The organism is Pseudomonas yamanorum (genome assembly GCF_900105735.1).
GTDB classification, from domain to species: Bacteria; Pseudomonadota; Gammaproteobacteria; order Pseudomonadales; family Pseudomonadaceae; genus Aquipseudomonas; species Aquipseudomonas yamanorum.
The window spans coordinates 6,489,492-6,503,293 of sequence record NZ_LT629793.1 but is presented as its reverse complement, the minus strand read 5'-3'; the positions used below and the strand labels follow the sequence as shown (position 1 = coordinate 6,503,293).

At 63.2% G+C, this 13,802-nt stretch carries 12 protein-coding genes and 2 riboswitches; of the genes, 6 read left to right on the top strand and 6 right to left on the bottom strand.

The features are described 5' to 3' along the window. The first annotated feature begins 19 nt into the window (after positions 1 to 19). Positions 20 to 1,063: a DUF1853 family protein gene (locus tag BLU46_RS30245; RefSeq protein ID WP_093209270.1), complete on the top strand. Its 1,044-nt coding sequence runs from the start codon at positions 20 to 22 to the stop codon at positions 1,061 to 1,063. A gap of 39 nt (positions 1,064 to 1,102) precedes the next feature. Here BLU46_RS30245 and BLU46_RS30240 read toward each other — a convergent pair whose 3' ends face one another. From BLU46_RS30240 to BLU46_RS30220, 5 genes are all read right to left on the bottom strand, one after another. Next, the gene (locus BLU46_RS30240; protein ID WP_408003255.1) at positions 1,103 to 1,834 is read right to left on the bottom strand and encodes a vWA domain-containing protein; all 732 of its coding nucleotides are present in this window, start codon (positions 1,832 to 1,834) and stop codon (positions 1,103 to 1,105) included. Continuing rightward, entirely contained in the window at positions 1,759 to 2,757 is a 999-nt protein-coding gene (locus BLU46_RS30235) for an ATP-binding protein (RefSeq protein WP_093209266.1), read from the bottom strand. The genes BLU46_RS30240 and BLU46_RS30235 overlap by 76 nt, the downstream gene beginning before the upstream one ends. Further along, the gene (gene cobN / locus BLU46_RS30230; protein ID WP_093209261.1) at positions 2,757 to 6,530 is read right to left on the bottom strand and encodes a cobaltochelatase subunit CobN; all 3,774 of its coding nucleotides are present in this window, start codon (positions 6,528 to 6,530) and stop codon (positions 2,757 to 2,759) included. The genes BLU46_RS30235 and cobN overlap by 1 nt, the downstream gene beginning before the upstream one ends. A 3-nt stretch (positions 6,531 to 6,533) precedes the next feature. Beyond that, positions 6,534 to 7,595: a cobalamin biosynthesis protein CobW gene (gene cobW / locus BLU46_RS30225; protein ID WP_003217887.1), complete on the bottom strand. Its 1,062-nt coding sequence runs from the start codon at positions 7,593 to 7,595 to the stop codon at positions 6,534 to 6,536. Positions 7,596 to 7,688: 93 nt separating this feature from the next. Then, a riboswitch (cobalamin riboswitch) is annotated at positions 7,689 to 7,890 on the bottom strand. Then, positions 7,887 to 8,405: a winged helix-turn-helix transcriptional regulator gene (locus tag BLU46_RS30220; protein WP_063029464.1), complete on the bottom strand. Its 519-nt coding sequence runs from the start codon at positions 8,403 to 8,405 to the stop codon at positions 7,887 to 7,889. (Overlaps the previous riboswitch by 4 nt.) A 113-nt stretch (positions 8,406 to 8,518) precedes the next feature. Here BLU46_RS30220 and fabF point away from each other — a divergent pair, with 113 nt between their 5' ends. The 5 genes from fabF (at position 8,519) to cobM (ending at position 12,252) form a co-directional block, all read left to right on the top strand. After that, complete coding sequence (gene fabF, locus BLU46_RS30215; protein ID WP_093209256.1) at positions 8,519 to 9,787, top strand: beta-ketoacyl-ACP synthase II; 1,269 nt, start codon at positions 8,519 to 8,521, stop codon at positions 9,785 to 9,787. Positions 9,788 to 9,823: 36 nt separating this feature from the next. Further along, positions 9,824 to 10,039, top strand: a riboswitch (cobalamin riboswitch). Positions 10,040 to 10,134: 95 nt separating this feature from the next. After that, positions 10,135 to 10,323, top strand: coding sequence for a CbtB domain-containing protein (locus BLU46_RS30210; protein ID WP_003217883.1), 189 nt, complete (start codon positions 10,135 to 10,137; stop codon positions 10,321 to 10,323). Between the two features lie 11 nt (positions 10,324 to 10,334). After that, positions 10,335 to 11,033, top strand: coding sequence for a CbtA family protein (locus BLU46_RS30205; RefSeq protein ID WP_093209253.1), 699 nt, complete (start codon positions 10,335 to 10,337; stop codon positions 11,031 to 11,033). After that, positions 11,030 to 11,422, top strand: coding sequence for a cobalamin biosynthesis protein (locus BLU46_RS30200; RefSeq protein WP_063029458.1), 393 nt, complete (start codon positions 11,030 to 11,032; stop codon positions 11,420 to 11,422). Before BLU46_RS30205 ends, BLU46_RS30200 begins: the two co-directional genes overlap by 4 nt. 83 nt (positions 11,423 to 11,505) lie before the next feature. Then, positions 11,506 to 12,252 (top strand): precorrin-4 C(11)-methyltransferase, encoded by a 747-nt coding sequence (gene cobM, locus BLU46_RS30195; RefSeq protein WP_093209248.1) that lies wholly within the window; start codon positions 11,506 to 11,508, stop codon positions 12,250 to 12,252. Positions 12,253 to 13,161: 909 nt separating this feature from the next. Here the strand turns inward: cobM and nfuA are convergent. After that, the gene (nfuA, locus tag BLU46_RS30180; RefSeq protein ID WP_003210817.1) at positions 13,162 to 13,746 is read right to left on the bottom strand and encodes a Fe-S biogenesis protein NfuA; all 585 of its coding nucleotides are present in this window, start codon (positions 13,744 to 13,746) and stop codon (positions 13,162 to 13,164) included. Positions 13,747 to 13,802: the final 56 nt, after the last annotated feature.

The window sequence follows — 13,802 nt, the reverse complement described above, 5'->3', positions numbered from 1 at the left end:
AAAAGGCTATGCTCGGACCATGACTCTGTTCCCTGATTTACAGCACCTGCCCCGCCAACTGCGTCACCCCGAGGTGCGCGACCTCGCGTGGGTGATGCTCGCCCCGCCGATGCTTGAGCAGACACCCTGGCCGCAACGCCACCCGCTGACCGGCAGCGACTGGGTGCAGGCCCCGCATTTGCTGGAACACTGGCTGCGCCAGCTGGACCAAGACAGCAGCGCCTTGCTGCATTGGCTGAGCCAGGCACGTACCCGTCGGCTGGGGCTGTATTACGAACGGCTGTGGCAATTCGCCGTGCAGCATGCGCCGGGCGTGGAATTGCTGGCGGCCAACCTGCCGATCCGCCAGGCCGGGCATACCCTGGGCGAGCTGGACATGCTGCTGCGTGACCGTGATGGTGTGCATCACCTGGAACTGGCGATCAAACTTTATCTCGGGCCCCAGGACGGCGACGGCCGGGACACCGCGCAATGGCTGGGCCCGGGCTGTCATGACCGGCTCGACCGCAAGCTGGCCCATCTGGCGCAGCATCAATTGCCGATTTCCGCACGGCCGGAAAGCCGCGAAATACTGGCGGCGCTGGATATCCAGAGATTTGATGCCCATTTGTGGCTGGGCGGGTATTTGCTCTACCCATGGCCTGGCATGGCGCAAGCGCCGGTGGGCGCGCATCCGCAGCACCTGAATGGCCGCTGGCTGCATCAGCGTGATTGGTCGAGGTTTATCGAGCAAAGCCCCGCCGGTCGCTGGCAACCGCTACCCCGCCATGCGTGGCTGGCACCGGCGCACTACCCGGCGGATGAAGCTTGGGATGCGGCCCGGATGCAGCACTGGCTAACCGAACTGGACCCCATGGCGCCCGCGCAATTGCTGGTGCGCCTGGTGGAAAACAGCGAAGGAGAATGGGAAGAAGCCGAACGGCTGTTCCTGGTGGCGGATCTATGGCCGAACGTACCCGGCACCCCCGTGGCCGCTGCCGAGCGCCAGCGAGGCTGCGTCGGCAGCACCGCAATTGCCGAGTCATCCTCCATCACCGAGTCGCGCCCGACGCAGCCTCGCTGACGCTCGACAGCTGCTACGGACGGATTTGCGGGGGGGGGCTTACAGGTGATCGATGTGCCGATAATCCACCTGCAGCCCGGTAGCCAGCGCTTTCGCGCGCCCCAAGCGGATCGGGCCGCGCTCGATGTCCACCAGCAAGCCCGGGCAGTCCAGCTGCGGCAGCCCTGCCACATCTTTCAGCCGTCCATCGGTGATCACCAGCAACCGCTGCTGCTCCACCGGGTAACGCTTGCGACGAGCCGCCAACCAGTGCCCCGCTTCGTTCAGCGCCGCCAACAATGGCGTGCCGCCGCCTGCACCGAGCCCATCAAGCCAATGACCCAGCCCTTTTGCCGCCTTTAATCCCTGCACCTGCCACTTTGGCGATTGACCACTTGCAGTGAGCAACGCCATGCGCGCCCGCTGTCGATAGGCATCGTCGAACAACTGGGCCAGTAACCCCTTGGCATCGCTCAGCGCCTGATGCCGCCGGGTGGACGCCGAAGCATCGACAATCACCAGCCACAGCTCATGGGGCGTGCGGCTGCGCAGTTGATACAGCAGGTCTTCACGGCGTTGCGGCCGCCCGCCGAGCAAGGTACCCGGCCAGTTGATCGAACCTTCGGCCGCGCTGCGCGCCTGGCCTCGCCGGCCCTTGTCCAGTCGACCCGCCTTGGGCCGCGCATCCGCCCCCGCTGGAGGCCTGGGGCGGATGCCTAGGGCTTTTTTGGCCAGGTGGGCACGTCCCGGCGAGCCCCCGTGGTCAGCGCAGGCGCGGGCATGTCGCCCCATTGGCCCTGGCATTCTGTTGAATCATTGGGCTTGGCTGATTGACCGCCTGCAGGCGGAGTAGCAGGCGGTGATTGCTCCCGGCGCCGGTGACGCAGGGCAAACTCCGCAACGGCTTCGATATCTTCCTCGCCGATGGCCGTCGCACCCCGCCAGGCGGCATGGGCACGGGCGCCGCGCAGCCAGACCAGGTCGGCGCGCAGGCCATCGACGCCCGCAGCAAAACAACGTTCGGTGATCTGCGCCAGCGCCTGGTCATCCAGCGGGATGCTATCCAGCAACGCGCGGGCCTGTGTGCAGCGCTCACGCAACGCGGCCTGCTGGTCGGCCCAGTGCCCGTAGAAACCCTGAGGGTCACTGTCGAAATCCAGGCGGCGACGAATGATCTGCCCCCGCTCAGCCGGCTGGGTGTGCCCGCTCAGCGCTACGTTGAAACCAAACCGGTCGAGCAATTGCGGGCGCAACTCGCCCTCTTCCGGGTTCATGGTGCCAATCAGCACGAAGCGCGCCGAATGCCGGTGGGAAATCCCGTCGCGCTCGATCAGGTTGGTGCCGCTGGCGGCCACGTCCAGCAGCAGGTCCACCAGATGATCGGGCAGTAAATTGACTTCATCGACATAGAGCACACCGCCGTCGGCCTTGGCCAGTACGCCGGGGGAAAACTGCGCGCGGCCTTCGCCTAGCGCCGCGTCCAGGTCGAGGGTGCCCACTAGACGCTCTTCGGTAGCGCCCAACGGCAGCGTAACGAACTGGCCGCTGGCGAGCAGGTCCGCCAGGCCACGGGCCAGGGTGGACTTGGCCATGCCGCGCGGGCCTTCAATCAGCACGCCGCCGATTTTCGGGTCGATGGCGGTCAGGCACAGGGCCAGTTTCAAGTCGTCGGCACCGACAACGGCGGACAGCGGGAAATGCGGGAGGTCGGTCATCAACTGCCTTCTTCTATATCCAACAACAGATTTTCCAACGCTTCGCGGTACGCCCCGGGTTCCTGCCACATGCCGCGCTGCTGGGCTTCGAGCATGCGCTCGGTCATGTCCCGCAGGGCATCCGGGTTGTGCTGCTGCACAAAGGCGCGGGTGTCCGGGTCCAGCAAGTAGGCATCCGCCAGCAACGCGTATTGATGATCGTCGATCAACGCCGTGGTGGCGTCGAACGCGAACAGATTGTCCACGGTGGCTGCCATCTCGAAAGCGCCTTTGTAGCCGTGGCGCTTCACCCCTTCAATCCACTTCGGATTGGCCGCCCGGGCACGAATCACCCGGTTCAACTCTTCCTTTAGCGTGCGGATCTTCGGCAGGTCCGGCTGGCTGTGGTCACCATGATAACTGGCGGCCTTGTCGCAGCTCAGGGTTTCCACGGCGGCGAGCATGCCGCCCTGAAATTGGTAGTAGTCATTGGAGTCGAGCAGGTCATGCTCGCGGTTGTCCTGGTTCTGCAACACCGCCTGCACCTGGCTCAAGCGCTGGGCAAACTGTTCACGGGCGGCGGTGCCTTCGTCGGAGCCGCCATAGGCGTAGCCGCCCCAGTTCAGGTAAACCTCGGCCAGGTCTTCGCGGCTCTGCCACAAGCGCCCGTCAATCGCGCCCTGCACGCCGGCGCCGTAGGCCCCGGGCTTGGCGCCGAAGATCCGCCAACCGGCCTGTTTCGCCGCCGCTTCCTCGTCCAGGCCCGACAGGCGCAACGCTTCGCGCTCGCTGCGCACCTTGGCGGCCAGTGGGTTCAGGTCGTCGGGCTCGTCCAGCGCCGCCACGGCTTGCACCGCCGCGTCGAACAGCCGGATCAGGTTGGCGAACGCATCGCGGAAGAAGCCCGACACGCGCAAGGTCACATCGACACGTGGCCGGTCCAGCAGACTGATGGGCAGGATTTCAAAGTCATCCACCCGCTGGCTGCCCGTGGCCCATACCGGGCGCACGCCCATCAGTGCCATGGCCTGGGCAATGTCGTCGCCGCCGGTGCGCATGGTGGCAGTGCCCCACACCGACAGGCCGAGCTGGCGCAAGTGGTCGCCATGATCCTGCAGGTGACGCTCAAGAATCAGGTTCGCCGACTGGAAGCCGATGCGCCAAGCGGTGGTAGTGGGCAGGTTGCGCACATCCACCGAGAAAAAATTGCGACCGGTAGGCAACACGTCCAGGCGGCCCCGGCTCGGCGCACCGCTGGGCCCGGCCGGGACGAACCGCCCGCTCAATGCATCCAGCAACCCGCGCATTTCCGCCGGGCCGCAAGCATCCAGGCGGGGCGCGACGACGATGCGCAGGCTCTCGATCACCGACTTGACGTCTTCCCAGCCGGGCTCTTCAAGCTGTTCCACCGCACCTTCCAGCGCCTGCTCGATCAGGCGCGCGGCATACAGCTCCAAGCGTTCACGGGTGTCGCCGGCGGTACGCCACAATTGCGTGTCGATATCCTGCAACACCAATGGACGACGCCCGGTCCACGGCTCGGCCAAGGCGCAATCCAGCGGATCGAAACCCAGCTCGAAAGCCTTGGCCAATACCCGCAGCAGACTCGATTGCGGCCCGCGCCCATCGCCACGCGGAATACGCAGCAAGGCCAGCAAGGTGTCGATGCGCAACCGGCCCTCGGGCGACTCACCAAAGATGTGCAGGCCATCGCGAATCTGCGACTCCTTCAAGTCACACAGGTAAGTGTCCAGGCGCGGCAGCCAGATCGCCGCGTCGGCGTCGCTGTCGAGGTTCTCGTCCAGGGCCAGTTCCTGGTCGATACGGGTTTCCCGCACCAGCTTGAGGATGTCCTTTTGCAGCTCGCGGGCCCTTCGTGGGTCGAGCAATTGCGCTTCGTAATACTCGTCGGCCAGCAGCTCCAGGTCGCGCAACGGGCCGTAGGTTTCGGCGCGGGTCAGCGGCGGCATCAGATGGTCGATGATCACGGCCTGGGTGCGGCGCTTGGCCTGGGCGCCCTCGCCCGGGTCGTTGACGATAAACGGGTAGATATTCGGCAGCGGCCCCAGCAATGCGTCCGGCCAGCAGTTTTCGGAAAGCCCGACGCCCTTGCCCGGCAGCCACTCCAGGTTGCCGTGCTTGCCGACGTGGATCACGCCGTGGGCGCTGTAGGTCTGGCGCAACCAGAAGTAGAACGCCAAGTAACCGTGGGGCGGCACCAGGTCCGGGTCGTGATAAACGGCACTGGCGTCGACCTGGTAACCCCGGGCCGGCTGGATGCCGACGAAGGTCAGGCCGAAACGCAGGCCGGCAATCATCATGCGGCCGTCGCGGAACATCGGATCGGTATGAGGTGTGCCCCAGCGTGCCAAAACCGCTTGGCGGTTAGACTCGGGCAAGCGGTTGAACATCGCTTCGTAGTCGTCGAGCGCCAGGCTTTGGTGACACGGACGCAGGTCGAGGCTGTCCAGGTCGTTGCTGACACCGCCCAACAGTTCCTGGATCAGCGCGGTACCGCTTTGCGGCAACACGTCCGGCAGCGGATAACCTTCAGTCTTTAATGCACGCAAGATGTTCAGCGCGGCGGCTGGGGTGTCGAGCCCCACGCCATTGCCGATACGCCCATCCCGGGTCGGGTAGTTGGCGAGGATCAGCGCGATGCGCTTTTCGCCATTCGGCACCCGCGCCAGCTCCACCCAACGCCGTGCCAGTTCGGCGACGAAGTCCATGCGCTCCGGCTGTGCGCGATAGCACACCACATCCGACTGGCTGCGCTCGCTGCGCCAGGCCAGGTCTTTGAAGCTGATGGGCCGGCTGATGATGCGCCCGTCCAGTTCCGGCAACGCGATGTGCATCGCCAGGTCCCGGGGGCCGAGGCCTTGCTCGCTGGCCTGCCAGCCGGGCTCGTTGTCCTGGGCGCAAATCGCCTGGATCACCGGAATATTGCGGCGAAACGGCCGCAAGTGCGGGGCTTCGGGGCTGGATTGGGCAAAGCCGGTGGTGTTCAGAATCACCGAGGCGTGCACTTCGTCCAACAAGTCCTCGACCACCGTCAGGCAGCCTGGCTCTTTCAAACTGGCCACCGCCATCGGCAGCGGGTTAAGACCCGCCGCCTGCAAGCGTTGGCAAAAAACATCGATAAAGCCGGTGTTGGCCGCCTGCAAATGGGAGCGGTAGAACAGCACCGCGGCCACCGGAAAATCAGCTTGCCAGTCAGCCTGCCAATCGTTGAGACGGGCATTTGCTTTACGCGGGTGATAAATCGCCGTGCGCGGCAGGGTTTGCGGCTCGCTCCAGGCGTAATCGCGGCCAAGATAGCCCGCAGCCAGGCAGCGATAGAAATCCAGCGCATTACCCAAGCCACCCTGGCGCAGGAAGTGCCAGAGCCGGTCACGCTCCTCGGCACCCACGGTGCTGAGACCGCTGAGTTCCGGGTCCGGGCGATCATCCCCCGGCACCAGAATCAGCTGCACTCCACGCTCGGCCAATTCCACCAAGCGCTCGATACCGTAGCGCCAATAACCGATGCCGCCGTGCAGCGAAATCAGGATGACCTTGGCGTGACGCAGTACCTCATCCACATACAGGTCGACCGAGGCATGGTTCTGCACCTGCATCGGGTTGGCCAGCCGCAGGCTCGGGTAATCCTCGGGCAACTGCTGGGCCGCTTCGGCCAGCAACGCCAGGCTGGAATCACCGCTGCACAGGATTACCAGCTCGGCGGGAGTCTGTCCAAGGTCGGCAATGTTGTCATCCGAAACGAAACCGCCGGGCTGGGTCCTGAGCAGGTGCATGGGTTAAACGCTGAGGGCGGCGCGCAGTTGCGCTTCAAGCAAGGCGGCGTCCAGTTCCTGGCCGATCAGCACCAAGTGCGTGGCGCGGGGCTCATCGGCGCGCCAGGCGCGGTCGAAGTGCTTGTCAAAACGGGTGCCCACGCCCTGGATCAGCAGGCGCATCGGTTTGTTCGGGATCGCCGCAAAACCCTTGACCCGCAGGATGCCGTGCTTGACCACCAGTTGGGTCAGGGCGTCCAGCAGCAGGCTTTCGTCAGCCTGGGGCAGTTCGATGGAGATGGAATCGAAGGCGTCGTGATCGTGGTCGTCTTCACCTTCGTGATGATGATCGTGATGGCTGTGGCGACCGTCGATATGTTCTTCGGAGCCCGCGCCCAGGCCGATCAACACGTCCAGCGGCAGGCGACCGCTGCTGGCTTCGATGATTTTGACCGCCGGCGGCAGTTCTTCAGCCACTTCCAGGCGCACACGGGCCAGGTCTTCAGGGCTGATCAGGTCGGACTTGTTGAGGATCACCAGGTCGGCGCTGGCCAGTTGGTCGGCGAACAGCTCGTGCAGCGGCGATTCATGGTCCAGGTTCGGGTCGAGCTTGCGCTGGGCGTCGACCTGGTCCGGGAAGGCGGCGAACGTGCCGGCGGCCACGGCCGGGCTGTCGACCACGGTGATCACGGCGTCAACGGTGCAGGCACTGCGGATTTCCGGCCACTGGAACGCCTGGACCAAGGGTTTTGGCAGGGCCAGGCCCGAGGTTTCGATGAGGATATGGTCGAGGTCGCCGCGACGGGCCACCAGTTCGCGCATCACCGGGAAGAACTCTTCCTGGACCGTGCAGCACAGGCAGCCATTGGCCAATTCGTAGACGCGGCCGTTGGCTTCTTCTTCGGTGCAGCCGATGGAGCATTGCTTGAGGATTTCACCGTCAATGCCCAGCTCACCGAACTCGTTGACGATCACCGCGATACGGCGCCCCTGGGCGTTATCCAGCATGTGGCGCAGCAAGGTAGTCTTGCCCGAGCCGAGGAAGCCGGTAACGATGGTGACGGGGAGTTTGGCCAGTGTTTTCATCGGATGCCCTTTGGGGCGGGCATACGGGACGAGTGGCCCTGCGCGGGTGCGCAGAAGCAGAATTCGCCACCGGATCACCCCGCCCGGTTGAAGTAGAAAATCGGTTGCGAGGCAGGTCTCCTGGCTTGGGGCTTGCCGGCGGTGAGGCCGGCGCTGGCTGCGCCTTCCCGCCTTGTTCAGGCAGTGGCGTGGCAGTCAGATAAACCCTTTACAGTTGCGGGGGCAGCCGCGGCATTGACCGCGTTCCCTTCTTAGCTTCGGCCTGGGCCGAAGAACCTCGAAGGTGCAAGGCTACGCAGTGCGCGGGGACGGGTCAATGTCCGAGCGTTTGGCGCGAAGCAGCGCCAGGCGCTCCAGCATGCCCTCGCTGGCAGCAGGCCCGGCTTGAACGCTGCATTGCTCGACGGACACGCGCACACCGTCGGCGTCCACCACCGCCACTTCCACCGGGCGCCGGGTTTCCCGGTCAACCAATTGCAGGCTTTCGCCTTCGTTGGCGAAATGGCGGTTGCCCCAACCGACGAACGCCATAATCACCACCCGGAAATCCTCGCCGACCGGCGTCGGCACGTACTCGAAACGTGGCGGCCGCTCGCTGTATTGCCGGCGCTCCAACAGCCCCGCGTCCACCAGGCTGTTGAGCCGGCGAGTCAGCATGTTCGGAGCGATTCCCAGGCTCTGTGAAAACTCGTCAAAGCGCCGCAAACCTTGCAGCGCGTCGCGCATGATCAGGATGCTCCACCACTCGCCTACCCGTTCCACTCCACGGGCTACCGGGCATTCGGCATTCACCAGCGACTTACGTTGCATTGCAGTTCCTCTATGGGGCGGCCCCGGAAATTTAAGCTATCGAATGTTACTTTCATAATGATAGCTTCGTCTATGCAATGCTACCAACCTGAAATTTGCGGAGCTAAGCGATCATGAGTAAGCGAATTGTTGTGACCGGCATGGGTGCAGTGACCCCGCTGGCAACCGGCGTGGAACAGACCTGGAAACGCCTGCTGGCCGGTGAATCCGGGATTCGCAGGCTACCCGAGGCATTGGTCGGCGACCTGGCAATCAGCATCGGCGGCCAAGTGCTCGACCGCACCCAGGACCCTGAAGCCGGCTTTGACCCCGACACTGTCATCCCGGCCAAGGAACAACGCAAGATGGACCGGTTCATCGTGTTTGCCCTGGCAGCCGCGCAAGAGGCCCTGGCCCAGGCTGGCTGGAGTCCGCAGACGCCATCGCAGCAAGAACGTACCGCGACAATCATCGCCTCCGGCGTGGGTGGTTTTCCCGCGATTGCCGAGGCCGTTCGTACGGCTGACAGCAAAGGGCCACGCCGCCTGTCGCCGTTCACGATCCCGTCATTCCTCGGCAACATGGCAGCCGGGCATGTGTCGATCCAGCACCAACTGAAAGGCCCGCTCGGCTCCCCCGTCACCGCTTGCGCCGCCGGCGTACAGGCGATTGGTGATGCCGCTCGGATGATCCGCGCAGGGGAAATCGATATCGCCGTGTGTGGCGGCGCCGAAGCCTGCATCCACCGGGTCAGCCTCGGCGGTTTTGCCGCAGCACGTGCACTGTCCAGCGATTACAACGACACGCCGGCATTGGCTTCCCGCCCATTTGATCAAGGCCGAGATGGATTTGTGATGGGCGAAGGTGCCGGGATATTGGTGATCGAGGAGCTGGAGCATGCACTGGCTCGCGGGGCCACGCCTATCGCCGAGCTGGTGGGCTACGGTACCAGCGCCGACGCCTATCACATGACTTCAGGGCCGGAAGATGGCTCCGGTGCGCGCCGGGCGATGGAATTGGCGATTGCGCAAGCGGGGATCAGCGCCGCACAGATCCAGCATTTGAACGCCCATGCCACGTCGACACCCGTAGGTGACAACGGCGAACTGGCGGCGATCAATACGCTGTTCGGTGCAAATGCCAGCGTCGCGATCAGCGCCACCAAGTCGGCGACCGGCCATCTGTTGGGCGCAGCGGGCGGGATCGAGGCGATCTTCACTGTGCTCGCCCTGCGCGATCAGATTGCCCCGGCGACCCTCAACCTGGACAACCCGGACCCCGCTGCCGAAGGGCTGGATATGGTCCGAGGTCAAGCCCGGCCGCTGCCGATTGAATACGCGATATCCAATGGATTCGGATTTGGTGGCGTGAATGCCAGTGTGTTGTTCAAACGCTGGAGTTAACGCGGCGATTTGACGTCCATCGCCCGCCCATGCTCTCCTACACATCTTGTTTCGGGTGCCCTTCACAGGGTGAAACGGGAAACCGGTGAGTCATGTTCCTTTACTCAAGGGCGTGACGAGTCCGGTGCTGCCCCCGCAACGGTAAGCGAGTGAAGCGTCAAATCCACTGTGCCTCCAGGGCATGGGAAGGTGATGCTTTCAAGGCCCAGGCCCCTCGCAAGCCCGGAGACCGGCCCGAAAAAATCAGATAACAAACCCGCGGTGGGCGGGCGCTGTTCAGAACCCTGCGTGCCTGGCTCGCGGGGTTTTCATGCGCTCGTGCACCCTGAACCCTGAAGGGACGCGCCATGTCGATCATCAGCAGCACCGCCTCTACCGCCAGCACCACCGCCACCCTGAGCCAACGCCTGACCGCCGCTATCGGCGCGTCGATCCTCGGCGCGTGCCTGGTGTATTTCGCCGGTTTCTCGCACATCGAAGCGGTGCACAACGCCGCCCACGATACCCGCCACAGCGCCGCGTTCCCGTGCCACTGAGACCTGCCGACATGATCAAGCGTATTGCCCAAACCGCAGGTTTCACCGGTCTTCTGGCCGCCTTGCTGCTGACCTTGCTGCAAAGCTTCTGGGTTGCCCCACTGATTCTGCAGGCGGAAACCTTCGAAAAAGCCCCCGTGGCCACCGAAGTGCATGAGCATGCCGGCGCTGCAGCCCACAGCCACGACGCCGAAGCCTGGGAGCCGGAAGATGGCTGGCAGCGCGTGCTGTCGACCACAGGCGGTAACCTGGTGGTTGCCGTGGGCTTTGCCCTGATGCTTGCCGGCCTGTACACCCTGCGTGCACCGACCCGTACGGCTCAAGGCCTGCTGTGGGGTCTGGCCGGTTACGCCACCTTTGTGTTGGCGCCAACCCTGGGTTTGCCGCCTGAATTGCCGGGCACGGCTGCCGCAGACTTGGCACAACGGCAGATCTGGTGGATCGGCACTGCCGGCTCCACCGCTGCCGGTATCGCGCTGATCGTGTTCGGTCGCAACTGGTTGCTGAAAGTCCTGGGCGTGGCGATCCTGACGGTCCCGCATGTGATTGGTGCGCCACAGCCGGAGGTCCACTCGATGCTGGCACCGGAAGCCCTGGAAGCTCAGTTCAAGGTTGCCTCGCAGTTGACCAACATTGCCTTCTGGCTGGCGCTGGGCTTGATCAGTGCGTGGCTGTTTCGCCGTAACCGTGATGGTCAGTATTCGGCATGATCCTGGCGGTGGGCCTGGGTTGCCAGCGGGGTTGTTCTGTCGACGCCCTGCTTGAGCTGTTCAATGCCGCCCTCGCCGAGGGTGGCATTGAACGTCAGCGCATCACTGCGTTGGCCAGTCTTGATCGCAAACAGGATGAGCCGGGGTTGCTGGCGCTGGCTCAGGTTCTGGAGTTGCCGTTGGTGTTTTTCAGTGCGGCGCAATTGGCGTCTTATGAAGATCGATTGAGCCATAAGTCTGAGACGGTTTTTGCTTATACCGGCTGCTACGGCATCGCGGAAAGTGCCGCCCTGGCCCTCGCAGAACACCTGTCCCAAGGCCCTGCTACCCTGCTGGTCACCCGCAAAAAAACCGCCCAGGCCACCTTTGCATTGGCTTGCGCCGGCTGAATTCCCGATAATCGTCAGCTTTGATCATGAGCAATCTTCATCTGGAGGGCTGCTCGCGTGCTTTTTTTCACAGGAATGAATCCATGACTGTCTTTTTCATCGGCGCCGGTCCAGGTGACCCGGAACTGATCACCGTCAAGGGGCAGCGGCTGATTCGCAGTTGCCCGGTGATTATCTATGCCGGTTCGCTGGTGCCGGCGGCGGTGCTTGAGGGGCATCAGGCGGAGCTGGTGGTTAACAGTGCGGAGCTGCATCTGGAGCAGATCATTGGGCTGATCAAGACGGCCCATGAGAAAGGCCAGGATGTGGCGCGGGTGCATTCCGGGGATCCGAGTTTGTACGGGGCGATTGGGGAGCAGATTCGGCTGTTGCGGGAGCTGGGGATTGGGTTTCAGATCATTCCTGGGGTTACGGCAGTGGCGGCGTGTGCGGCGTTGTTGGAGGCTGAGCTGACGTTGCCGGACATTGCGCAGAGTGTGATTTTGACGCGGTATGCGGATAAGACGGCGATGCCTGAGGGTGAGGCGTTCAGTAGTTTGGCGCAGCATGGGACGACCATGGCGATTCATCTGGGGGTGAATCATCTGGAGAGGATCGTGGCTGAGTTGGTGCCTCACTATGGGGAGGATTGTCCGATTGCCGTGGTGCATCGGGCGACCTGGCCGGATCAGGATTGGGCCATTGGTACGCTGGCGGATATTGCCGGGAAGGTGGCGGCCAAGGGGTTTCGGCGTACGGCGTTGATTGTCGTGGGTCGGGTTTTGGCCAGTGACGGTTTTGGTGAGTCGTCGTTGTATCGCGCGGGGCATGCGCATCTGTATCGGCCCTGAGGGGGGTGGTGATGGTGTACATATCCGTTATTTAGGTAACGGCCACCTAGGGTTCCGCTCTTACAGCGGCTCACTTTTGAACAGCGCAAAAGTAAGCAAAACGCTCTTGCCCCACCACTCGGCACCTCGCCTAGGCTCGGTGTGCCCTCACTCCGGCTTTGGACCGTGGGCCGCCGTCATGGGCCATCCTTGGCCCAGGACGGCTAACCCGGCGTCCTGCCGGGTTACCCACGCTCCAAAGCCTGCGTTCGGCCAGCGTGGTTTAACGGGGCGCCTAAGATCAAGATCAAAAGCAGATCAAGGGCACAGCGGCCTACCGGCCGGCTTGAGTGTTGAAGAGCAAAATCAAAAGCTAAAGCGGGCACGGTCAAATGTGGGAGCTGGCTTGCCTGCGATAGCATCAACTGGGTGTACCTGATGCACCGAGTTGTCTGCATCGCAGGCAAGCCAGCTCCCACAGAAAAGCAGCGCCACCCCGCCCGTAGCAGCTGTCGAGCGCCAGCGAAGCTGCGTGCTTTTGATCTGCTTTTGATTTTGATCTGCGGGCCCCGTTAACCACGATGGCCGCAAGTAGGCACGGTGGAGCGGGTAAATCGGCAGGGATGCCGATTTAGCCGCGCCGGGCCATGGATGGCCCGTCGCGGCGACCCGCGGAATCGTGCCGGAGTGCGGGCATGCCGAGCCTAAGCGAGGCACCGAGTGGTGGGGCAAAGACCTTTTGGTTACTTTTGGGGCGTTTGCCAAAAGTGACCCGCTGTAAGAGCGGAACCCTAAGTGGCCGTTACCGCAGCAACGGATATGTACACAAACCCCCAACCTAAAATCTCACAAACACCACGCAACCCGCTGATTCAAAATAAAAAACGGCGCTCACGAGGCGCCGTTTTTCCACATCAGCAGCGAACACCCTTAGTAGTAGGCGTTTTCTTTCTGCGTATGGTCAGTCACATCCCGCACACCCTTAAGCTCCGGAACCCGCTCAAGCAGCGTACGCTCAATCCCCTCACGCAAGGTCACGTCCGCCTGGCCACAGCCCTGGCAACCGCCACCAAACTTCAACACAGCAATACCATCATCCACCACATCAATCAGGCTCACCTGACCACCGTGGCTGGCCAGCCCGGGATTGATCTCGGTCTGCAGGTAATAGTTGATGCGCTCGTTAATCGGGCTATCCGCATTAACGTTCGGCACCTTGGCGTTCGGCGCCTTGATGGTCAGTTGGCCACCCATACGATCAGTGGCGTAGTCAACCACCGCATCGTCAAGGAAAGCTTCGCTGAACGCATCGATATACGCCGTGAAGCTTTTCAGCCCCAACGCCGTATCTTCAGGTTTTTCTTCTCCCGGCTTGCAGTAGGCAATGCACGTCTCTGCGTACTGGGTGCCGGGCTGGGTGATAAAGACGCGGATCCCGATGCCCGGGGTGTTCTGCTTCGACAGCAGATCAGCCAGGTAATCGTGGGCGGCGTCGGTAATGGTAATAGCGGTCATGGAAACTCCTCGCAGGCTTGCCGGCAGTTTACGCCAAATTATTACCGAGGTACAAA

Excerpts from the sequence above, each read along its gene's own strand:
- cobM (WP_093209248.1), top strand. The coding sequence starts at position 11,506 with ATGACTGTCTTTTTCATCGGCGCCGGTCCAGGTGACCCGGAACTGATC.
- cobW (WP_003217887.1), bottom strand. The coding sequence starts at position 7,595 with ATGAAAACACTGGCCAAACTCCCCGTCACCATCGTTACCGGCTTCCTC.
- cobN (WP_093209261.1), bottom strand. The coding sequence starts at position 6,530 with ATGCACCTGCTCAGGACCCAGCCCGGCGGTTTCGTTTCGGATGACAAC.
- BLU46_RS30245 (WP_093209270.1), top strand. The coding sequence starts at position 20 with ATGACTCTGTTCCCTGATTTACAGCACCTGCCCCGCCAACTGCGTCAC.
- BLU46_RS30240 (WP_408003255.1), bottom strand. The coding sequence starts at position 1,834 with ATGGGGCGACATGCCCGCGCCTGCGCTGACCACGGGGGCTCGCCGGGA.
- BLU46_RS30220 (WP_063029464.1), bottom strand. The coding sequence starts at position 8,405 with ATGCAACGTAAGTCGCTGGTGAATGCCGAATGCCCGGTAGCCCGTGGA.
- BLU46_RS30210 (WP_003217883.1), top strand. The coding sequence starts at position 10,135 with ATGTCGATCATCAGCAGCACCGCCTCTACCGCCAGCACCACCGCCACC.
- BLU46_RS30235 (WP_093209266.1), bottom strand. The coding sequence starts at position 2,757 with ATGACCGACCTCCCGCATTTCCCGCTGTCCGCCGTTGTCGGTGCCGAC.
- BLU46_RS30200 (WP_063029458.1), top strand. The coding sequence starts at position 11,030 with ATGATCCTGGCGGTGGGCCTGGGTTGCCAGCGGGGTTGTTCTGTCGAC.
- fabF (WP_093209256.1), top strand. The coding sequence starts at position 8,519 with ATGAGTAAGCGAATTGTTGTGACCGGCATGGGTGCAGTGACCCCGCTG.
- BLU46_RS30205 (WP_093209253.1), top strand. The coding sequence starts at position 10,335 with ATGATCAAGCGTATTGCCCAAACCGCAGGTTTCACCGGTCTTCTGGCC.
- nfuA (WP_003210817.1), bottom strand. The coding sequence starts at position 13,746 with ATGACCGCTATTACCATTACCGACGCCGCCCACGATTACCTGGCTGAT.